The 20,452-nt window shown below is 50.5% G+C and carries 17 protein-coding genes and 1 pseudogene; 6 read left to right on the top strand and 12 right to left on the bottom strand.

Going from position 1 to position 20,452, the window contains the following annotated elements:
* Positions 1 to 436: 436 nt before the first annotated feature.
* Positions 437 to 3,835: an EAL domain-containing protein gene (locus H7698_RS24525; protein ID WP_194693039.1), complete on the bottom strand. Its 3,399-nt coding sequence runs from the start codon at positions 3,833 to 3,835 to the stop codon at positions 437 to 439.
* Between the two features lie 529 nt (positions 3,836 to 4,364).
* Between H7698_RS24525 and H7698_RS24520 the strand changes: the two genes are divergently transcribed.
* The gene (locus H7698_RS24520; protein WP_235992928.1) at positions 4,365 to 4,976 is read left to right on the top strand and encodes an aromatic ring-hydroxylating oxygenase subunit alpha; all 612 of its coding nucleotides are present in this window, start codon (positions 4,365 to 4,367) and stop codon (positions 4,974 to 4,976) included.
* A 148-nt stretch (positions 4,977 to 5,124) separates the two neighbouring features.
* On the opposite strand, the gene H7698_RS24515 is transcribed toward H7698_RS24520, so the two are convergent.
* On the bottom strand, positions 5,125 to 5,361 hold the full coding sequence (locus tag H7698_RS24515) for a hypothetical protein (protein ID WP_194693038.1): 237 nt from the start codon (positions 5,359 to 5,361) through the stop codon (positions 5,125 to 5,127).
* Positions 5,362 to 6,825: 1,464 nt separating this feature from the next.
* Between H7698_RS24515 and H7698_RS24510 the strand changes: the two genes are divergently transcribed.
* The gene (locus tag H7698_RS24510) at positions 6,826 to 8,385 is read left to right on the top strand and encodes a sensor domain-containing diguanylate cyclase (RefSeq protein ID WP_194693146.1); all 1,560 of its coding nucleotides are present in this window, start codon (positions 6,826 to 6,828) and stop codon (positions 8,383 to 8,385) included.
* Positions 8,386 to 8,414: 29 nt separating this feature from the next.
* Here H7698_RS24510 and H7698_RS24505 read toward each other — a convergent pair whose 3' ends face one another.
* Positions 8,415 to 8,861, bottom strand: a complete 447-nt coding sequence (locus tag H7698_RS24505; RefSeq protein WP_194693037.1) for a 3'-5' exoribonuclease — start codon at positions 8,859 to 8,861, stop codon at positions 8,415 to 8,417.
* 465 nt (positions 8,862 to 9,326) lie between these two features.
* Between H7698_RS24505 and H7698_RS24500 the strand changes: the two genes are divergently transcribed.
* A complete protein-coding gene (locus H7698_RS24500; RefSeq protein WP_194693036.1) occupies positions 9,327 to 9,659 on the top strand; it encodes a hypothetical protein in 333 nt (110 codons plus the stop codon).
* A 78-nt stretch (positions 9,660 to 9,737) separates the two neighbouring features.
* Here H7698_RS24500 and H7698_RS24495 read toward each other — a convergent pair whose 3' ends face one another.
* Positions 9,738 to 10,199, bottom strand: coding sequence for a hypothetical protein (locus H7698_RS24495; protein ID WP_194693035.1), 462 nt, complete (start codon positions 10,197 to 10,199; stop codon positions 9,738 to 9,740).
* 197 nt (positions 10,200 to 10,396) lie between these two features.
* On the opposite strand from H7698_RS24495, the gene H7698_RS24490 reads away from it, so the two are divergent.
* Positions 10,397 to 10,597 carry a hypothetical protein gene (locus tag H7698_RS24490; RefSeq protein ID WP_208525835.1) on the top strand — a complete coding sequence of 67 codons (201 nt, stop codon included), beginning with the start codon at positions 10,397 to 10,399 and terminating at the stop codon, positions 10,595 to 10,597.
* Between the two features lie 18 nt (positions 10,598 to 10,615).
* On the opposite strand, the gene H7698_RS24485 is transcribed toward H7698_RS24490, so the two are convergent.
* From H7698_RS24485 to H7698_RS24460, 6 genes and pseudogenes are all read right to left on the bottom strand, one after another.
* Positions 10,616 to 11,803 (bottom strand): hypothetical protein, encoded by a 1,188-nt coding sequence (locus H7698_RS24485; RefSeq protein ID WP_194693034.1) that lies wholly within the window; start codon positions 11,801 to 11,803, stop codon positions 10,616 to 10,618.
* A 175-nt stretch (positions 11,804 to 11,978) separates the two neighbouring features.
* Positions 11,979 to 12,458: an SMI1/KNR4 family protein gene (locus H7698_RS24480; protein ID WP_194693033.1), complete on the bottom strand. Its 480-nt coding sequence runs from the start codon at positions 12,456 to 12,458 to the stop codon at positions 11,979 to 11,981.
* A 258-nt stretch (positions 12,459 to 12,716) separates the two neighbouring features.
* A complete protein-coding gene (locus H7698_RS24475; protein WP_194693032.1) occupies positions 12,717 to 12,926 on the bottom strand; it encodes a hypothetical protein in 210 nt (69 codons plus the stop codon).
* Between the two features lie 40 nt (positions 12,927 to 12,966).
* Positions 12,967 to 13,869 carry a ParB/RepB/Spo0J family partition protein gene (locus H7698_RS24470; protein ID WP_194693031.1) on the bottom strand — a complete coding sequence of 301 codons (903 nt, stop codon included), beginning with the start codon at positions 13,867 to 13,869 and terminating at the stop codon, positions 12,967 to 12,969.
* A pseudogene (locus tag H7698_RS24465) lies at positions 13,869 to 14,780 on the bottom strand (ParB/RepB/Spo0J family partition protein). The gene H7698_RS24470 and the pseudogene H7698_RS24465 overlap by 1 nt, the downstream one beginning before the upstream one ends.
* Positions 14,777 to 16,342 (bottom strand): recombinase family protein, encoded by a 1,566-nt coding sequence (locus H7698_RS24460; protein ID WP_194693030.1) that lies wholly within the window; start codon positions 16,340 to 16,342, stop codon positions 14,777 to 14,779. The pseudogene H7698_RS24465 and the gene H7698_RS24460 overlap by 4 nt, the downstream one beginning before the upstream one ends.
* A gap of 113 nt (positions 16,343 to 16,455) precedes the next feature.
* Here H7698_RS24460 and H7698_RS24455 point away from each other — a divergent pair, with 113 nt between their 5' ends.
* On the top strand, positions 16,456 to 16,803 hold the full coding sequence (locus tag H7698_RS24455; RefSeq protein ID WP_194693029.1) for a hypothetical protein: 348 nt from the start codon (positions 16,456 to 16,458) through the stop codon (positions 16,801 to 16,803).
* A gap of 762 nt (positions 16,804 to 17,565) precedes the next feature.
* The gene (locus H7698_RS24450) at positions 17,566 to 18,405 is read left to right on the top strand and encodes an HNH endonuclease (protein ID WP_194693028.1); all 840 of its coding nucleotides are present in this window, start codon (positions 17,566 to 17,568) and stop codon (positions 18,403 to 18,405) included.
* Between the two features lie 216 nt (positions 18,406 to 18,621).
* Here the strand turns inward: H7698_RS24450 and H7698_RS24445 are convergent, their stop codons facing one another.
* A complete protein-coding gene (locus tag H7698_RS24445; protein WP_194693027.1) occupies positions 18,622 to 20,199 on the bottom strand; it encodes a hypothetical protein in 1,578 nt (525 codons plus the stop codon).
* A gap of 39 nt (positions 20,200 to 20,238) precedes the next feature.
* Positions 20,239 to 20,385, bottom strand: coding sequence for a hypothetical protein (locus tag H7698_RS24440; protein ID WP_194693026.1), 147 nt, complete (start codon positions 20,383 to 20,385; stop codon positions 20,239 to 20,241).
* Positions 20,386 to 20,452: the final 67 nt, after the last annotated feature.

Here is a 20,452-nt window from a genome sequence, read left to right as displayed (position 1 = left end):
ATTCAAGGGCAGTTGAGGCCTCTCGCATAATGCAAAGCCGTTGTTGGGAGCATATAATTTGAACTCACAAGTTCTAAAGGTATTTACTGACACTGATATAGTCTAGGCAAGATGAAAGAAATACAGCGGCGAGCCGCTATAGAAACCTGGAACAAACTTATCGCGATGCCTGAGGACAGTATCGAAGCTCAGCAAAGGTATGACGAGCTCTTGACGTCAGCCGACTCTATGGAGCAGGAAGGGAGCAACTGATCAGCAGCCAAGAATGGCGCAGGCTCGCTCAGCAAGCGGGGCCATTGTTCGCTAGCACAGCAGAGTGCAGGCGTGAGACGAATAAAAGATAAGGCGTGCACTCACCCATCCAATGGTGGAATACACCACATGTGCAATCAATGGCTGGGCCAGAAGTAGGCCCCTTCGTAATTAGGAGGTTCTATTACAAAGTCATTGCGCGTTGAGTCAGCCAGAGCTCAAGCGCAGCCCCAGACATGGGGCGACTGTAAAAATATCCCTGTCCCAGATCGCATCCTTGCTCTTTCAAAAATATATGCTGCTCTTCGTTTTCGACGCCTTCAGCAACGATTTTAAAGCCCAACGCTTGGCCAAGGCTTATAATTGCCTTTGTAATAGCTACATCTTTTTCGTCATGAGGAAGATCGGATATGAAATTTCGATCAATCTTCAAGCTGTTTATGGGTAATAATTTCAAGTAGGCTAGCGACGAGTAGCCTGTCCCGAAGTCGTCAATTGCGGTAGATATCCCCATACCTTGCAGATTATGAAGTACGGCTTTGGAATGCTCAGGGCTTGCCAGCATCAAGCTTTCTGTTACTTCCACCTCAAGTGTGTTCGCGGAGATATTGTATTTTTGTAGCGTACTATTCATGAGTTCAACGTAGTCGCTTCGTTCAATTTGAAGAGCCGCAACATTAACCGCTATTACACCTGGCGATATCCCATTTTCACACCATCGCTTGATGTCTTGGCAAACTATATCGATTACTTGCTCGCCAATTTGAATGATCAACCCGGTACTTTCTGCTAACGGTATGAAATCTGCGGGCGGGATTAAGCCATTGATTGGGTCTCGCCATCGAACCAAGGCTTCCGCACCAACGAACTCATTCGTTTTAATGTCGATTTTGGGCTGGTACCAGACTTCAAACTCTTGGCCCAGCACTGCTCTTCGTAAAAATCTTTCACCGTCCATTCTTTCTTGCGCTCGCAAGGTCATCTCGGCTTGATAGAATCGGTAACCGTTACGACCATTTTCTTTCTTTCCGTTCATCGCTGTATCAGCTTGTCTCAGCAATTGCTCAGGGCTTGCAGATTCGTTCGATGCGATCGCGATCCCCAAGCTGGCGGTTATCAGGGTCGACGCTCCCTTTAAATCAAAGGGTTGCTCTAGTGAAGAAAGAAGTTTTTCAGCGACTAAATTTACTTCGTCTGTGGTTGCCAGATTGCCAAGTATGAATGCAAACTCATCACCACCCAGGCGTGATACTGTGTCACTCGGTCGAATGCAAGTTTGAAATCGGGCTGCAGCTATTTGCAGAAGCATATCGCCCTGTGCATGCCCCAAGCTGTCGTTGACTGTTTTGAAATCATCTAGATCTAATACGATGACGGCCAATATCAAATCGCCGCCCTGCGTTTGTTCGATTGCGCGCTGAAGTCGTTTCTGGAAAAGCGACCTGTTGGGTAATCCGGTAACTGGATCATAATGAGAGATTCGTTCAAGGTCTGATTTAGTTTTATTAATTACCGAAAAGTCAGAGAATACCGCGACATAGTTTGTGATTTTGCCACTGTCGTTATAAACGGTGTTGATGGTCATCCATTGTGGATACATCTCACCGTTTTTTCTCCTGCTCCAGAGCTCACCTTGCCAAAATCCACGCTCTTTCAAGTATCGAATAATTTCTCGATAGAAGGAGTTATCTTGATTCTCGGAAACCAGTATGTTTGGTCTTAAGCCGATAGATTCTTTAGCGCTAAATCCGGAAATAGTAGTATAGGCATTGTTTACGGATAAAATATGGCCGCGCTCATTGGTGATAATCACGCCGTCAGCTGTATGGTCTATAACTACGCCCGCGAGTCGAAGCTGCTCTGTATTTTTTTTGATTTTAGTGATGTCAGTCGATATGCCTAATACACCTGTCGCGAATCCACCTCCGTCTTTCAAAACGCATTTCGTAGTTAAGTATGTATGGATGGCGCCATTATGGGTAATGTTTTCTTCAAATCTAAGAATAGCCCCGGCTGAAAGGACTTCATTGTCATTCCCTTGAAATATCCTTGCTTGGGTTTCGGGCATGTGGCTAGCTCGCGGCTTTCCTTCGAGTTCTGCAAATGTGAAACCTGTTGCTTTTTCGAACATACGATTGCAAAGTGCTAAATTTCCTTTCGTATCGTACACATATATCAAGGAAGGTGCGTTATTGACGATGTTCAGGAGCAAAGATTTCTGGGTGAATAAAGCTTCCTCAGCTGTCTTACGAACGGTAACGTCGCGTACAACGGCGTAAACCATTGGTTGGCCGGACAGAATCACTGAGCACAACGTCACTTCAGACGGAAACGTTGAGCCGTCAGCTCGGGTATGTAGCCACTCAAAGCGATGAGCACCCTTTGCGAGAGCAATGTCTAGCATCTCTTTAGACTTTACCGAAGACAATTGTCCGTCAGATTGATATTTTGGAGATATGTCCGCTGGGTTGACTCGATATGACTTTTGGTGATTTCGTAAACCAAATGTTTCGATTGCTGCGGCGTTTGCGTCAACACAAATACTTTCTAGACTCACTATCCAGATGGGATCTGGTGAGCGTTCAAACAAAGCTCGAAAACGAGATTCACTTTGCTGCAATGACAATTGTATAATTTTTCGGCTAGTTGTCTCTTCGGTCAAATCTTGCTGTCGCTTTTCTATTAATTGATGGCTAATAATAAGTTTGGCCGAAAAGTAAGTAAAGAATCCCGTGCAGAAGAGCGCGAAAAGAAGCATAGGTGATTCATAAAAAGAATTGGTAATCCAGCCTTCCTTTGGCAGAGCAGCGAGCTGCCAAGTACCACCCGGAACTTCAACTGTAGTGATTACCGCATCTTCCTTGAATAGCGTTGGATCACCGAATATAATACCTCCTGCCGAGCCCAGCCCATCCTGGCCACGCAGCGCGACCTGTAAATCGTTTATGCTAGATATGCCCCCTACGAGCAGTAATTTCTGATAATCCGCCACCACCGAGACACTGCCCCAATATTGATCTTTTCCTGTGGCATCGGTGACGAACACTGGCCGACGGTTAACAAATGCCTTGCCCCCTTGAATTAATTGAACCGGCCCAGCCAATAGTGAAGTTCTATTTTCTCTAGATCGCAGTAATGCGCCATATTGATCGGCCAAGTTCCGATAATCTACGCCGATGAGCTTTTCGTTTGCCTGGATTGGAAAGACGTTATCTACGATGTCATTTGGTGCGAGGACAACGTGTTTTATTTGAGGCTGTAAGGATATTGCTTCTCTTGCTATCCCCTGAAAATGCGCAGCGGTAATGTCGCCATCCAACCTAACGAGCTGAGCAATACCCTCGGTAACGTCAAAAGTAGACCTTATCGCACTTTCCAGGCGCGTCTGTATATTACCTAGTGTCGAGCTCACTTGGGTTTTGGCTAGATACAAATTCTCCTGCTGCTCCAATGAGCCTAGCGCCAGCGATAGCACGATACCAGACAGAAAAATGCTAGCGGGGAGAGCAAAGATCGTCCACGAATACGAGATCGTTTTTGTGCGGGCCTGTTCGTTCGTATGTGCTGCAGTCGATTTGTCCAAAGCGGCAGCCCTTTAGTTTATTCGAAGGGATGGGCGGATCATGAGGAGGCACCGACCCAATGAATGCGTCTCATTGTGGATGACGAAGATGAGTAAGCGCAGTTGGAAAAATGGTCTCGCAAGAAAGACATGCGTCCGCTCCTCTTGTGACTACAACATTATGAGACGTAGTACGCTATTGAACTTTGGTAGATTTTCGCCTGCGTCGCTGCTTATACCTATTGACAGTCGACAGGCCACCCTCTGCCAGGTTCAGTCAAATTGATCACCTGATAAATGATTTTCAAAAAATCCAGTTGTCAACTGTTGATCGCTTGTGATTGTAGAAGAGCCTGGATTCGAGAATTTAAGTGATCGGCAAGAATTCGGCTCCAGCAAGCCCCTCACAGCGCCTACAAAGCCGACTCTGCTCGTAGACCGTAGCGACTTTCATTTTATTGCCTTGTTAGTCAGTAGGAGCGAACGAATCCGGCTGTTCAAGGATCCAACCTTGCTAACTCAGACGTACGGTGCGCCGGATGATAGATCTATGCTAAAAAACCTCTGGTATGTCGTTTTACCTTCATCTCAGTTGACCGACGATCTGACAGCCATTCGGATCGTTGGGCAATCTTTCGTGGCATTCCGCGATGAACATGGTAAGGCGTGTCTGCTTTCCGACGTGTGCGTGCATCGAGGTGGATCGCTCTCCGCTGGCAAAAAGGTTGGAGGGAGCGTTCAGTGTCCTTATCATGGATGGCGTTTTGGTGCTGATGGCAGATGCACCGACATACCCGCTCAGCCAAATCTGAAAATCCCTATCAAGGCTCGAATCGACGCTTATCCAACGATAGAGCGTTATGGTTGGATCTGGGCTTTCCTTGGTGATCTGCCAGAAGATGAGCGACCACCGCTCCCGATTTTAGACTGGCTCAGCGATGACGCCGTGAGAACTGTATCCGGTCATTTTGATTGGGAATCCAGTTGGGATCGCGTTATTGAGAACGGTCTTGACTTCGCCCACGCTCCTTTTGTCCACGGTTCGACCTTTGGGGATGTCAACCACCCTGAGATAGAACCCTTTGATGTCGATAGCAAAGAATGGAGCGGTTCGGCTCGAATGATCATGCGAAGAGGTCTGATTCATGACCCCTGTGCCTAGTGACACGACCTTCCGTATTGAGCAGCCAGTCGAGCAAAACAGCGTCGATTCAGAACCCTACTAAGAAATTGATCTCTCATAAAAAAGGCACCAGCAGAGGAGGTGCCTTTAGCCGGAATAAAGGAGGCAGGGCCCTCTCCGGCCTCACTTAGTGTGAGATGGATTTCGCTCGTTCGTCATATTGAGCGTTGAATAAAGATGGGTTTAAATGCCCGGAAATTTCTCTGAGAGCAGCATTGGCTGCTGATTTGCTGTGAAAATCACCAATTGCACCGTCCACAACCAGCCCCTTAGCGCGCTCTAGAATTTCGTTCTTATCGTGCCTCGCGGCCTTAAGAAGCGCTGCAATTACAACTTCCAACGCAATTTCACGATCAGTCGTCATTTTCGCTTCCTCATCCGGCCCGTATGCCGGTGACCAATCAATACCCCATCCTACCCAAAATTGCCACCTTGCGGCATTTGGTGAAAGAGGGAGTCGCATGAGCATTTTTAACCACTGCTGTCAATCTGCGGTGGGCTCATAAGAAGGGTAGGGAACCTAATTCCCACTGCCTGCGGTGTAAGGCGGTGTGAATGAAATAGAAAATAGGATGCAGATCTTAGCTAATGTTATGCATCGGCCTCGGTTTCGCGAGACCGATACTCAAAAAACAGCGGCTATTTGTAGTTCCCTGCCTTTCGATATCCTACGGCCTGAGCCTCGGATTCAGACGTGAAGGGCAGAACCAGCTCGATTGGCTAGGAAAACGTGGTAGCACTGGCTCGCTAAAAACCACCTTCACGAGTTAATTGGCCTCAATTACTCCATCAGACATTGGTGATTGAGCCATCTCATCTTGGCTCGCGAACTCATTTTTGAAGGTCAGGGGCGGCGGGCCGAAGGCTGCTTTCACCTGCAGGCGAACGTGTGTCGTGAAAATATAGTTCAGGAGCCCCCCTTGAATTCAAAAAATCGCGACGGAGTTCTTATATTTGAAATCAAAAAACAGCAGAGATCTACCTGGCCATTTTTCCCGGAGGTATGACTTGTTAGGGGAATCGGATCGATTGCTTCTACCTCTTTGCCTCTTTTTTGTCTCTGCTTAAAAATTTTGAAAGGACGACTATCTCAGGAAGGGTGTCAGCCCTAGCTGTCTGTAAGTCATGTAGAACTCGCTTCTTCGCGACGAAGGCGCGGCTAGATTTTGCGTTTTCTTTCAAAGGTCTTCGAAGGCCCTCGAAAATTTGGGAAACCTATGAGTAGGAGGCGAATACGAGGACGATTTCAGGCAGCCTGGCTAGGCTCAAAAAACTCGTGAAATCGAGCATTCGAAGCGCTTAGACGCCAAATCCCTCAGTGTTCTTCATCGGAAACTGGCGACGATTACTTGCTGTACTGGCCTATAGCCGCTAATAGGTATGGGGTGATTCACGAGGGCATGAAGATGAATGCGAGATTTGTTGTAATTCCTGCGATCCCTATCGAAACGGGATCTGTGCGCAACGGAACACGCTTCTACTGCGAAACGGCGCCTATAGGTTTCAACATCTACGATAATGACGAGAAGTCGCGTTCCAAGGCTGCATATCAGACGCGGTCAGAAGCTGATGGCGAATGCCAACGTCTCAACCTAGAGCTGGTAAACAGCGTCCTTGCTCAACAACAATCCAAGCCAGTTCAACGAAATTGATACAAGCTTGCGAATGGAGTCCAAAGAACTCGACCTGGGGGCCCTTAGCCTGCCGCAGATGGGTTCTGGCTACTGGTGCGTACGTCCAGCTGAGAGCCCAAATTCAGTGACCCTAGGAAAGCTGACAAAGTCGGAACGATGATGATTAACGCTCTGCGCAGTGGGAAATCAGGATGATGTTGACTAAGCGCCGCAGCTCTATGGTTGGTTTTATTTTTTTTGCTGTTGGCCTGGTTACTTTTTCTGCTTGGCTGCTGTTGAAGTCCGAGACTCAACGCAGAGAACAGCGATTCTCCGAATACGTGCAAAATATTTCCGGCATCGTGCGAAATCAGCTTGATACCAATGAAGCTGTTCTTGCGGGTTTTTCAGCATTCCTCCAGGCCGTGGATCAGAGCGACACGGATGCTGCGGCCCGTTATGCGGCAGCCGTCCTATCAGCATACCCACATATCTACATGCTTGAGGCCGCGCGGGCTGTTCCCCTAGCTGAGCAAGCCGCCTTTGAAGAACTGTTGCGGCGAACATGGCGGCATGACTTCGAGCTGAAAGATTTCCCGAGCCTCACTCAGCAGCCTAGCCAACCTCAGGCATTTCTCAATGAGACGTGGCCGGTGTTGTTTATGTACCCGCTACTCCCTGAATCCAGCTCAATCTACGGAGTAAGGCTGGAAACCGTGGCCTACCTGTCCTACGCATTGGCACGAACCCACAGCAGCCAGAAACCTGTGGTTTCACCGGTATTCTCCATGTACGAGGGAGGCAATGCTTACATACTGATGCAGTCAGTCAGTCGGCCAAAGCAGGTAAGACAGGACACCCGTCCCAATTTCTTCGGCAGTACGATGGTGACTTTGCTGTTGGTCAAGACGAACTCGCTGCTCGATGCCGTGAACAACGCGAACGTAGACTTCTTGGTTCACATAAGAGCTATCCTGAAAACTGCAGCCGGGTCTGAAAGTGATGTGTTTTCCACGCAGACTCAGCAAGCAAGTTTACTGGATCGCCTGCTATTGCCGCGCCTGGCCAGCCGAGTTGAGATCAGAACCACTTCACAACCGATGACACTGCTGTTTGAGCGTCAGTTGCGTGTAGAGGATTTTTTAACGGCGGAGACATCGATTATCCTCGCGGTTCTGGGAGGTGCACTCGTAATGATGCCGCTTGTTTTAATTCGGCATTTCCAGGCGATTGAAAGGGCTGAGGTCGAGCATGAGCGCTCGGCCTATCTCGCAACCCATGACGTGCTTACTCAATTGCCGAATCGCTACCTTTTCGCCGAACGCTTTCATCAGGTTTATGCCGACTGGCAAGTGAAGGGTGTTCCGTTTGCAGTGCTATTAATCGACTTGGATTACTTCAAGGAAATTAACGATAAGCACGGCCATGAGGTCGGCGACGAGATTCTTCGAGTGGTTGCAGACCGCATGCTTGCGGCTACCCGTTCGTGTGACACCGTCGCACGCTATGGCGGCGATGAATTCGTGGCCTTGATCACAGATCTCAGGAGTCCAGAAGGTGCAGAAATGAAGGCCACGAGGATGCTAGAAACTATCGCGCAGCCGGTCGTCACGACCATAGGCGAGGTACCACTCTCGTGCAGCATCGGAGTTTCGATCTGTCCTCTCCATGGGCAGAGCTTGGATACGTTGCTAAAAGAAGCAGATCAGGCCATGTATGGCGTTAAGCAACTGGGGCGGATGGGGATTGCAATGACTAAGAAGCGTGCGATCTGAGTTCGCTCTCATGAAATATCTTCGCGTTCTTACCCTGGTGCGAACATGCTTGCGATGATACGGGCATCCAAGAGAGCGTGATGTGGAAGCGGTACCCCATCGTTTATAACCCTCAGAGTGGTAGCATCAACAGGGTGATTTCGGACATTTCTGGGCCATTTCCCATCGTCATACGCCAGTTCACAGAAAAGCTCCCAGTCGTACTGTGGGGCGTCTGTGACAATCTCCAGGGCTTCGTCGAACGACGTGAGAAACTCGAACAGCGCTGACCTTGCGCCAATGATGGGTAGTGCATAGCTTCCGCCCCAGAGCTGCGGAAGGACGATTTTGATTACGAAGTCGCTGCAGTCTGCTTCTCGCCATGTGTCGATCAATTCCGCGTAGAATTCGCGTCCATTCTCGGCCACCAACGCCAGCGAGATAAGCTTAGCTGCCGCCGAGAGCTGGGTAAATTCGCAATCAAGAAAGAGCCGCATGCCGTTAGAACTCCGTAATGACTAGGGGTCGCCTGGATATGTCCCAGGAAGCTCTGCTGTGGGATATGGCCGTTGAGCATTTTGGCTCAGAAGTGTTGCTCCAAATGGTAGTAGAGATGTGGGGTAGCGCAGCACCTCCGTTTAGACCCGTCGTGGAACACTTGTCCACCGACAGGATGAGCCAGGAAGCTCTGAATATCCTGAAAATTGCTCAGGAGCGAGTGGGCGCTTTCGTACCGGATCGAAGGCCCATTCATGACACGGTAACGCTGTACGCACGTCATGCAAGTGATTTAGCTGGCGGTCTTATCACACGACTGCCGAAGGGAAGGCTGTCGCCAGCTATGAGGGGCTCTCGGATCGAAATCGAACTGGGGATGTGAACCCTAGCAGTCACCGATGACACCGATCAGCAACAATCCTAGTAAAATTATCGAGCTAAGTACCACTCCTTTGAGATGCCCTATGAACTCTGAGTTAACTGAAGAAGAAATGCGTCGTGCCCTGTTCGGTGCGGATGAGCCCGAAGTGCAGGTTTCTGCTCCTCCGGTGCAGGAGCCTGCGTCCGAGGTTGTTCCTATAAAGCCAGCAGCTCCCCAAGTGAAGAAGAAAGTGGCAAAAGCTTTTACTCCTAGGCTGAGGGTCACGCTCCGGGTTGGCAACGAATTTGAGGGGAAGATGCACGAGTTGATTCACGAGGCCGACACGTTGAGCTCCTTGCTTGCCGAGCAAGAGGCAGTGAAGGTCGCAAAGAAGAAGTACAAGTATGTTGAAGTAGTCTCGGTCAAATCGATGTAGTAGGGGCAAGTCCACCGAGTCCCTTCAAAGTGCTACACGGTCTCAGTCCCGCTCGCTTTGACAAGAGACATACTGCATTTATGGACACTGCTTCCCTGAGACTTTTGTCACCAGTGCCCCCACCATGCTGCGCGCCAATGAATCCCGCCCGCCGGCGAAATTAAGGACACGGGTCTCCTGCCACACTCGCTTGGTTTCGCTGTCTCTGCAGACGGCAGAGACCGATTCGAAAAGATTATCTACATCAACATTAACTTCAACGAGACCTACAACATTCTCGTTGTACATTACGAGGTTACGGGCTGCAAAGAGCGACATATCAGATGATATTGCGTTAGCGCTCAGGACGTCAGCAACGTCTTTGGCCGCCCACGGGAAGCTGGGTGTTGCTATGACAATTACCGTATTCGGAGGATATGGATTTTGTTTTCCAGCCAGGATTTTCGGTGTGCCTGGGTCTCTAACCAATGCCTGTTCAGGCTGTGATGCGCATCCTACAAATCCTAGGGATGCTAACAATACGAGTGTTAGCTTAAGCATTTACGTTTCCTTTTATTTGATGACGCTTTGCCACATCTTCCTATGGATCGAATCTAGCATCTTGGATTTTATCAAAGCTGCTCATTGGGAGGCCTCAGTTAATAGTTTGCAAAACACACCTCGTGTGGTGAATCGGGCACCCACCGATGCGGCATCTTGGAAATCGTGCTCGCCTGCGGCGTAGGTAGATCAGCTGCATGCGCTACCTGTTGCGAATGGCCTCGATGGTTACCGCTACAGGCGATGCGGATCTTGTCGCATTCGGTCGGGTGTATATTGCTAATCTGGATCTTCCAGCGCGCTTCAAGGCTAATGCACCACTGACCCCCTACGACCGCCACACCTTCTATGGCGGCAGCGAGCGGCTACATCGATTACCCGTTCCTCGCTTGCACTGACTCTGTTAATTTATTCTTTCATTCTGACCACCAGTCCTTTTCTGTACGTGTCATTCCATATCCGTTGAACCAGCCTTCAATTTCGACGGTGAGCGAAGTGACGGATGAAGTGTTTGGGTGAAGTGGATCTAGTTGGTTCGCTTGCGATGTAGCCCACGCCGCCCACAGCGCAGTTTGTTGCTGGGCATGCGCTGAGGTGTCGGCATTGGAATCGCAGGTCGCCTGGATGAATGCTCTGAGGCGCTGAGACTGCTCCCAGCGCTTTGTATTTTCCACGAGTCTGTGACGTAGGCGTCTATGAGTTTCTTCACGCTTGACGCGCTCAAGTCGTACCGCTTCTTGAGCCACTCGCTCACGACTATCCTCTTCATTCTTCAAGCGCAACGCTTTCACGGATTCAGCTATCGAACCGAAACCATCAAGGATGCTTGTAAGCTTTTCCTCGATTTTCCCGGTTTTAGTATCCGTCCAGTTTTTCCGCTTTCCGTATTCGGCGCGTGCGTCAATCTGCAAGCTTAATTCGCCGGTGGAAGACCATTCAAACTGGGGCGAACGCAGCATCGAGAAGTCAGGCTCCCATCGAGCATTGCGCTTAGGGGCGGGTGGTGGCGGAGGTGGAATAACGTGTTTACTCAAGCGCTCCACAAGTTTGATCCCAAGATGCTCGTCGTTGACCTCTACCACCGTTTTTTCGTCCGTGACCTTCCACTTGAAGCCGAGCACCTCGCTCTCTTTTATGAGGGTGTCGAAGATCAGTGCGCAACGATCAATGAGTTCGGCGGATATTTTTGCATCGAGCACATTTTTGCCCGTGGTCACGAGATAGCCTTCATGAGGCTTGGCCGCGTTAATGCATTTCAGCCACTTGCTTACCAGGGGGTGAGGCGCGAGTAGGGTGGGAGGTACTTCGATTGCTGAACGGACTGCTTTCGGCTGAACGGGCACTGCGCCGCGAGCTGGAGGCGTACTTCGATCTAATACCATAAAACTGATGGGGCGTTCGTCGGTGGGAGGTTTTGGCTTGCTAGGGCGTTTAGACACTGGTTTTGCCCAATGTCCTCGAGGGGGCAGAACTAGGCCGGCTTTGCGACATGCTTTGGAAAGCGCAACGTCTGATATACCGATTTCTTGTGCCAGTTTCAGCACAGGCGTTTCCCAAACTTTGTCGAACAGTTCCTTAGGAGTGAAGGTAACGATCTTGTACATAGACTTATCCGGAGTTTGGCGTTCCAGTGTCAGCGTAGAGTCCCTCACGCCAATCTCAAGTTGAAGCCTGCGGGCAATTTCAAGTTTACGAGGGCGTAGGGCGAATAGCGCGCAACGTTATCCCCCAGATGAGGTGGCAGATAACGCGTTACGCTTAAGATGGCAAAGATAGGGACTAGGCCAGCTCCAGCCGCCCAGACTCCATAGTTTCCACAAGACTGAGCAACCAATCTTCCAGCGTTGGGGCAACCACTTCGCGTCGTGGGTCGTCGTGCCAGAAGTCGATAATCTCACCTGGTTTTTCAGACACTATATCGATACAGAGATGATCGCCGCCAAAGCTCTGCGTAAATGGTACCCACTGCTGTTTCCACCATTCTGGGTCTTCGAAGTCAGAACCAATCATTCCGTCGAGCTCCAGCTTGCTGCTCAGGCTGTCTTCGACAGAGATGAACATGTGATTGGTAAATAGCGCTTCCTCGGTGCTCCCATCCTTCCATGACCAGAGCGCCCGGAGGTCTGCTGGGAGTGTGACGCCAGTTCGGCGCTCGTAATCATCGAATGCAGCAACCGACACACCAGTAGCAAGTGTTGCGTAATACGCTGGCCGGTGCTGTTGCAACCAACTGTCCATGCGCGTGATGAGATCCTGCATGTAAAAGACTCCTCTGACTGTTCGGTAGACCATGATAGATCTCATTGCATGAATGAATTGAGCTTCGTCTCATGATGCGTTTACCAAGCGCTACATCCGTCAGCAGCTGGCAGACCTCGCGAGCGGAGAGAGGGGAGGTTCAATTAATTGCGTTCGAGTCATCGTTTGCCTGTAGGTAAGCTGCGGTATGAAGCGGCGTCAACGGAGAGGTCGCTCCTTCGGGCCAACCAGGCCCGGCTAGTCTACAAACTCGAGAGCTTACTCAGGCGTCATAAGAACCGCTAACGTCAACTTGATGAACTCCTCATTTTTGTCGATGGTGGCCAAGGCACCACGGACGTTACCGGCGACTTCTGCTGAACCTCTCTGCTCGACCCAGAGCGTCAATTCCATGATGGCGGCTTCGAGGGCGAGTTGGTTTTCATTGAGCTTGTAAAGTAGGGAAGGGAGCAGGTCTGAGTTGGGCATGGTGAGTCCTCCGTGAAGAGCTGATCGTAGCAGGCAAGCGCTACTCCCGTTCAAGCTGCCTCGCGTCCGAGGTTACTGCCTCCATGATGGACACCAGCTCTTCGAGTAGCTCTGCGTAGTAGCGAGTGACGTAACCTGCGATTGTTTCGTTACGCAGGATGCGCACGAGATATCCTTTTGCTACAACCAGAACCAACATCGTCTCGCCCAAAGTATCCTCAACCTGCTTGTAATCATGCTGCAGGTTTTCCATTTCTCGCTCCATTCGGGCAATGTCGACCGCACTGACGTCACTCGGTTTTTTCTTTGTTTCGACCAGCATTTCAGGGCGAGAGGCAGCTAATACCATCCGCGCATAATTTCTCGTGAAGCAGTTGGCTGAAATCATCATTTCAACCGTTTCGATTTGACGGATAGGCTTCATGAGTCGAAGAGCGCGAAACACGTCCTGCGATACCATGCGAACCTTCAGCATCTCCGCGACCTCAGGTGCAATGCCCTTCAGCAAGGTTTCTCTTTCGTGAACTCGAATCACATTAATCCCAAGCACGGATGCAATCCGAGAAGCTTCAATACCTTTTTTCAGTGCGGTAACGATCATTTTGTGTTCTTGGATAGGCGTCAGCCTGTTGATTTGCCGATTGTAGGTAAACCCTTCATCGTCGGTAGAAATCAAACATAGCGCCTCAGTCGCGCCTAATGCCTTGAGTGCCTCTAAACGAAAATGTCCGTCCAGAAGCATGAACGAAGATACTCCACCTGCGATGAGGGGCTTTGGATGAACCACCAAGGGTTCAACGACGCCCAGCTCTCTAATCGAGCTCAAAATACTTGCGTACTTTTTGCTGCCAGTTATAAGTTGATCGACCTTCCGCGATGGAAGGATTCGGTCTAGGGGGATGGCGATTACACGACTCTCGAATGCCTGCTTGACCTCTGACATTATGGCGTCTCTCCAAAGATCCGGTCGGCCAGCGGCTTGGGCATATCCGGAATATCTTCGTTACGAAGCAACGTCTTAAAGTAATCATCGGCGAGCAATTTGCGCATCGCGGTGACTATGATCAGTAGCCGCTGCTCATTGATATCTGACTTTTTGATCATAACTTTCTGACGGCGCACTTCTATTTGATAAGCCTTTAGAAGCTTTTGGGGCGTGTGTTTCTCAGCGCGAGGTGCTTGCTGGCCGTACCGCTTTCCGAAGGTTTTGCGCCTATCAACGAGGCGGCGAACCCTCATCAGTTGTTCGCCTTTGAGTACACCGCTTTCGTAGGCCTCCATCATGGCTTTTTGAAGATCGACATCCTTCGAACGGGCAATTTCCATCGCCAATTTTATGGATAATCAGCCTTTTTCCACGGCTGCGATCAGTCGCTCTTCGCCCTGACGTAACAGCACCAAAATCCCATGTACATAGCTTGCATCCAAACAGGTTTTTTCGGCAATCTGCGGGCAGGTATAACCACGATCTGAGAGGAGTTGGATTGAGGCCAAAAGCTCACGGTTGGAATGTTTTCGACGCGCGAGGTTTTCAACTAAGCCAATCAGATATCGATCCGCTTCGCTGGCGCTTACCACGATGCACGGGATTTTTTTCTCTCCTAGTGCCTGCAACGCTTCGAAGCGACCTTGGCCACAGACGATTTCGTAGGGCTCGTTACCGCCCATCGTAGGGGCGACCGTAATTGGCCGCTTGAGGCCTAACGCCGATATGTTCTCAACCAGCCTGGCAAACACTTGCTTGTTACGTGCCCGTGGATTAAGCACCCGAATTTCTTCAATGGGAATGAGCTGAATGTTCGTCTCTTCGGCGATGTGCATCAGCGCTCTGCGATGGGTCTCGATAGCTGTCATGCGACCCTCCTAAACTCACTGCGGCGTGCCAGTTCAGACAGGATCTCCAAGGTGTCGAACCGGTAAATTTCGAGGTTCGCCTGGTTGCTTTCGGCAAGGCGGAGCCTAGGGGTTTCGATGTCGATCGTTGGCAGAATGTAGTAATCCAAAGCCGCCTCTTCCTGCTCTTTCATTCGAACCGCGATTGTCAGGTCTGGACTCAATCCATAATCGAATCGGACGTTCCATCGCTTGCTGCCGGTAGGTGAAACATGGCAACGGCTCAGCACCAGAGAAATAGAAATCTCCTGGTTGACCACCATGAGGTCGGTGCATGGATCTACAGTGACCTTCCCACCAACATCTGCAATCTTCTGAGTCGTTTGTTGTAGGAGAAGCGGGTGCATCTGACGTAGGCGTTTGTTGGCTTCGATGTACCGGTAGTCGCGTGCAGGGGAGTATCCGATCAGGGAGTAAGATCGAAGCAAGCTTCCAAATCTCTGCTGGTAGGCACTACTCGAGGGACAACCTTCAGACTCGTCGATGACGATCCCTGACAGATAGCCCGTGCGTTGATAGATGGCCATCAAGGCGTGCAACATTTCCTCATCGGGCATTCGGTGCGAGCGCGTTTGGATGATGCACTGAGCAGCCTTGAAGAGGATGACGCTCACGATGGGGCAGAAGGCTTCGTTCGCTCGTATCCATTCATCAGGTGGATTCTGCGTGTGCGTTTGTTTCAGTTTGAAAGAGGTGTGATTCCACACGTTATTGCCGACGTACTTTTCATTAATCAATACCTGGTGAACGGTGCCCCGCGACCACGCTCTGCCGCGATCATTCAGCACTCCCTGAGAGTTCAGCCAATCTGCGATTTCGCGCTCACTTCTGCCTTCTTCGACAAACAGCCGATAGATGTTATGCACCATCTCAATTTCGGCTGGAGGGCCAGGTACTAAAATCACACGGTCTGTTTGGATGCTTTTATGTTCTCCAAGACCCAATTCGTTCTTTGGCGAGCCGTGTCCGTCGACCAATTGTCGGCGCAAACCGTATCCCGCTGTGCCGCCCTGGCGATACCCCAGCTCAATCAGGCGCGATTGGCCAGCAAATACCTTCACCGAGAGCTCTCGGCTGTATTCGCCTGCCATCATGCGCTTAACGCTTTTAACTATATTGGAGACTGGTGAGCCGTCGTTGGTGAACTGCTCTGCGCAGTATTGAACGGATACTCCAGCTTGACGGCAGCGCACCTCGTAACTGGCGCTGACGTCAGGATCTTGGAAGCGACCCCAACGGCTGACGTCATAGACCAAGACTGTCGAGTAATCGGCTAGCCCTTTTTCTACATCTAAGAAGAGCTGTTTGAGACCATCACGACCTTCCAAACGCAGGCCACTTTTGCCCGCGTCGGTGTAAACCTTGTTAATTTTGAGCGAATGGGTTGCTGCGTAAAGGCGGATCGTATCGAGCTGATTTTCTGTCGAATACTGCTGGTGCTCTGTGGACATGCGCACATACGCCGCCGCCATAGCTCCGGTTGAGGCATCGCTGGTGTTGTACGCGCCAATGAGAGTTTGCATCGGCAAGTCCTCAATCTGATCAACAGCCGCTAAAAGGTCTGCGGAAGCCGAGATCAGTGACTTCGTTTATTAAAAAGTGGCACTAAACAAGGTAGAAGACCTAGGAGGGAAAAATGTTCACGAAAACGGGCAATTCTTTTCTGGCTCAACAACAGTACGCAGACGGCATCGCTCGGGCACTACATATGGAACTCGGAGGGACGCACCAGGCGACGAAGACTTTGATGCGTTGGACGAATGCGAACGAGAAAACGGTGAAGAATTGGATGGCTGGGAGCAGCGGGCCGAGTGGTAAGCATTTGGTGGCGTTGGTGAAGCATTCTGACCTAGCTTTGGCGGCGTTCTTGGGTATGGCAGGGCGGCCGGATGCTCTGACTGCGTCGGAGCTTCCTCTACTGAGGCAAAAGCTTCAGACGGTGATTGAGGGGATTGACTCTTATCTCTGTATCGGAGACACGTAGGCTGGAGTTGATCCGGAGTCATGCAGGTGTGTAAAAGCGGAGAGTGGAGGCCCAGGCACGCATCATTAACAATGAATTACCGATGCACCACAGACAACGTACAGCGCTAGAGAAGGTATTTGATCACAGCGGTGTTGACCGCCCCCACCTTGGCGAAGGCAGAACGCCAAGGCCATTGGCTGACAGAAATGTATCAGTGGCACACACGCAGGTTCACTCACAGCCTTGCTGCTTTGGCACTGAGGTACGTTGTCTCGGCCCTAAGCTAAGCGATCTGACCGTGAATTTTTCAAGTTCACCGGGAGCGATAGCGCGGATGATATGGCGACTACCACACCGCTGAGTTGGCTCGTGGCGCCATTATATTGCTTGTTCGTGGTAACCGCTGACGGGGCCTAGCTTCATCGCACGCTCACAGGGATGGCAGCTCAGTTTGATTGTTGTTATCGCTTCTTCGGGCCAGAAAGGCCAGGCTCGGTGTGTCGCTTTACTGGGTGGGACACTCCGTAGATTCACCTAGTCAGCCGAACATCTCCGTAACGATGGAGGAAACATTTTTCGCATCGTCAGTACCTCAGTGGTAGGTACCAGCTCGTATGCCCATCTGCGCTTAAAAGGATATTCCTCCCCCAAGGTCAAGGAGTTTTGTTATATTTTCTTGATGTCTAAATGCCATGCTTGAGGCGCCAAACTCTTTGTGGTCGCCAGCTACCTGTCCACACTCGCTCCGCAATCGTAACGAAACCAAACGGGAAACGAGCTTTGAATGAATTGATCAACGACTTCAGTAAAAACGAACGCAACGGCTTCGTCATCGTGATGGGCCTTTTAGCCGACAGATACCCTCTTCACGACACCTGGGAGGGTTTATTAGCCGGCGGGCTGAAAGCGATCATATTCGGCACTCACAGTAAAAGCAGCGGAAAGCAAAACAGGCCCTCCTTCGCGATTTACAAGAAATCCGGTGCTAGTAGCGCCCCCGTTTTTGGACTCCGCTTTGACGACAATGCCTTGAGAGCAGAAGTAGCAGAAAAGCTAGGCCCGGACGCTTATGGGATTCGTTTTCCATTAGGTGATATATCCGAGAGCCTCTCTGTGCTCACTTCTCAGTTAGACCTGTGGGCAAAAATTGAGGGGATTTCAAATCGCATGACGGGCAGCAGTGCGGTTGTGCTTAGCGATGACGGGCTGGCTCCTGAAAAGAAAGTTTGGCTCGAAGACGAATTGGCGTGGGTCAAACGGCGGCGGGGGCAGGCTGAATTTCGCGAAAGGCTTATGAATATTTATGGTCGAACTTGTGCACTCACAGGCTGTGCGGTTGAGCCCGTGCTACAGGCGTGTCACATTGCTCCCCACAGCAAAGGGCTCGACTACGCATCAAGCAATGGGTTGCTGATGCGCTCCGACCTTCATCTTCTTTTTGATGCTGGGCTACTAAAGATCGACGGAGACGGTATCGTTTACGTCCAACCGTCATTGAAGTCTGACCCGAGCTACCAGAATTTGGATAGTCAGAGCATTCAGATGCCAGTTTTGGATAAGGCAGGGCTCGAGTTATTCAAAAGAGGCCTTGCCGCCCGGTTTTCAGAGATATCTGGATAACTGGTCATGCTTTCCGGACACCGCACTCGCTAATGCCTCTCTAGGTGTCGGGAGGGGCTTCCTCAAACCTATGTGCCGGTCTCCCATAACAATGGCCCGTGACCAGTTTCATACAGTTGATGGGGTAGGTGGCAGCAATACTGCCATCGTCCGTCATCGAACGATGCGTGCCAACCAAATGACTGACACGTTTTTTCGAGCACAGGGCACGCGAATTCATAAGCTCGTATATTGGATCTTGGTGAGACCCAGGATGCCGAAGGCGTCTCGCATATTTTCTTCTGTGGGCTCTTTGTCTCTTAAGTATCGAATCGAGATTCCTATAAAGCATGCCCATTGAACGCCCTGCTTGAACGGTAGCCACCGTTTGTTTTTAGCCATCACTTCTAGGTACTGATTCACCAGGAGGTATTGCATCTCACCGGCGCTGTACTTGGCGTGCTCAAACGCACGAACATAATGTGTGGAGGCAGCTTTGTAATCACCAGTCCGATAGCACGCGACCCCGCGCAGCCAATGAGCAATCCAAGGCAAGCGCTCGGCCACTTCAGCGAAATCCGCTCTGCCGCAGAATCGATTTACATCGTTCAAGGTAGCTTGTGGATTTTTCTTGATCGCGAGAGCACATGCTACATAGGTGTCCAAGTCGGCAGGTTTATCCAGCTGCCAGCGTGAAATTATGTCTAGGTGAAGTCTTGCGGCGTAGGCTCCATATCTAGCTTCCGTCCGCACAATGACTGGTGCTGGCAGACCTCCCTTTTCATCCATGTGGGGCTTCTGTAATTCTTTGGCCCAGGTTCGTTTTGACTCGAAAAGCGCCAAAAAAAAAGGAGCCAACTTGATACCTAGATCCACCCTAGTCTGGAGCTTGCTATCCGGATCTTGCTTCAAGACTTCCCCTGCCAGATTGGCCATATACTCGTCGATCTCAGTGCTAATCCAATCTGCGTAAAGCTGAGTCTGGCCGATAATTTCTCGCAGGTACTCGTGCCCAAAAGTGTCTCGAATATCTAACGCGATACATGTGGAAATTCGGGCGATGGTTGCACATGTCACGATCGCTTTCTGAAGCTCGAGCCCTATAGGTGTACCCTCGACAGCCTGAGCGCCGAAGGATTCATTAAGGTTTTTTACCAGTACGGGTAAAGACGGCGGCCGCTTCGCGCTCGTCCAGCTTCGGGCAGCTTTCTCATTGCGCTTGAGCTTATGGGCCGGGTCATCCACTCCGACAGGATAATGAAATGTAGCCAGACTCTTCCCGCACGATGCATAGGCCCAGGTAAGCACCTTATCGAGTGGCGTCACCAAACCTTCATCAGTCGCTGTCGGCAAGAACCAAAAGGGTTCTGGTGGCTGCGCTGACGCGTAGATATACCCTTGAAACCTTATCCAATCCCTAGCAAGGGATCGAACCGCAACGTCGACCCCGTAGGTAGTCAAAAAATAACGCACGGTATTGGCCTTTGTCATGAACGTGCCTTGCGTCTTGATCATCGTGGTGTACGACTCATAAAGATCATTAAGCAGCTCGCTCATCTGCGTAGCGCGGAAAGGGCAGCGGATATAACGTGAGAGGGTATCGGCGTGGAGCTGCAGCATTTCATCCATTGTTCGCTGCAGGTCGCAGTCTTCTTTGGCTAGTCGCTGCATGCGCTTCTGGTAGGTTTTGGCCATGACTTCGTCAAACTCTGTCTCGTCCGAGCGATCGCGAGCTTTTCTAGGCATGACTCCAGAAGCGTCAACCAGATATTTCACCACATCGCCTAGCGTTGGTGAGGTGTAAACTCTGTCCATGTTTTCGTCCTTGTGTGGGCGTCCTTGCCCATTGAGAATTTACTTCTGGTTCGGGTTCAACTGCTTGCCGCGATTCCCATTTACATGGGCATTTGTCTTGTTGGAGCCCGTGGTACCTCGATTCGTATTCAGCGCGTCAGTGCGTTGATTTTGTTGCGTGCGGTGCTGGGTGTTCTTCTGGTTCATGTGACGATCTCCTGTGTTGGAGAGCGCAGGTTAACGAGCACCTATTGACCTCGCTATGTCGAAAATG

The organism is Pseudomonas sp. p50(2008) (assembly GCF_015351605.1).
Classification (GTDB): Bacteria; Pseudomonadota; Gammaproteobacteria; order Pseudomonadales; family Pseudomonadaceae; genus Aquipseudomonas.
The sequence above is the reverse complement of the archived record's forward strand: the minus strand, read 5'-3'. Positions and strand labels throughout refer to the sequence as shown.

What these genes read in the sequence shown, in the direction of transcription:
- H7698_RS24485 (WP_194693034.1), bottom strand. Translation starts at nt 11,803, where the DNA reads ATGTACAAGATCGTTACCTTCACTCCTAAGGAACTGTTCGACAAAGTT.
- H7698_RS24495 (WP_194693035.1), bottom strand. Translation starts at nt 10,199, where the DNA reads ATGCTTAAGCTAACACTCGTATTGTTAGCATCCCTAGGATTTGTAGGA.
- H7698_RS24505 (WP_194693037.1), bottom strand. Translation starts at nt 8,861, where the DNA reads ATGCGGCTCTTTCTTGATTGCGAATTTACCCAGCTCTCGGCGGCAGCT.
- H7698_RS24520 (WP_235992928.1), top strand. Translation starts at nt 4,365, where the DNA reads ATGCTAAAAAACCTCTGGTATGTCGTTTTACCTTCATCTCAGTTGACC.
- H7698_RS24475 (WP_194693032.1), bottom strand. Translation starts at nt 12,926, where the DNA reads ATGCCCAACTCAGACCTGCTCCCTTCCCTACTTTACAAGCTCAATGAA.
- H7698_RS24445 (WP_194693027.1), bottom strand. Translation starts at nt 20,199, where the DNA reads ATGGACAGAGTTTACACCTCACCAACGCTAGGCGATGTGGTGAAATAT.
- H7698_RS24515 (WP_194693038.1), bottom strand. Translation starts at nt 5,361, where the DNA reads ATGACGACTGATCGTGAAATTGCGTTGGAAGTTGTAATTGCAGCGCTT.
- H7698_RS24500 (WP_194693036.1), top strand. Translation starts at nt 9,327, where the DNA reads ATGAACTCTGAGTTAACTGAAGAAGAAATGCGTCGTGCCCTGTTCGGT.
- H7698_RS24480 (WP_194693033.1), bottom strand. Translation starts at nt 12,458, where the DNA reads ATGCAGGATCTCATCACGCGCATGGACAGTTGGTTGCAACAGCACCGG.
- H7698_RS24455 (WP_194693029.1), top strand. Translation starts at nt 16,456, where the DNA reads ATGTTCACGAAAACGGGCAATTCTTTTCTGGCTCAACAACAGTACGCA.
- H7698_RS24460 (WP_194693030.1), bottom strand. Translation starts at nt 16,342, where the DNA reads ATGCAAACTCTCATTGGCGCGTACAACACCAGCGATGCCTCAACCGGA.
- H7698_RS24510 (WP_194693146.1), top strand. Translation starts at nt 6,826, where the DNA reads ATGTTGACTAAGCGCCGCAGCTCTATGGTTGGTTTTATTTTTTTTGCT.
- H7698_RS24470 (WP_194693031.1), bottom strand. Translation starts at nt 13,869, where the DNA reads ATGTCAGAGGTCAAGCAGGCATTCGAGAGTCGTGTAATCGCCATCCCC.
- H7698_RS24440 (WP_194693026.1), bottom strand. Translation starts at nt 20,385, where the DNA reads ATGAACCAGAAGAACACCCAGCACCGCACGCAACAAAATCAACGCACT.
- H7698_RS24490 (WP_208525835.1), top strand. Translation starts at nt 10,397, where the DNA reads ATGCGCTACCTGTTGCGAATGGCCTCGATGGTTACCGCTACAGGCGAT.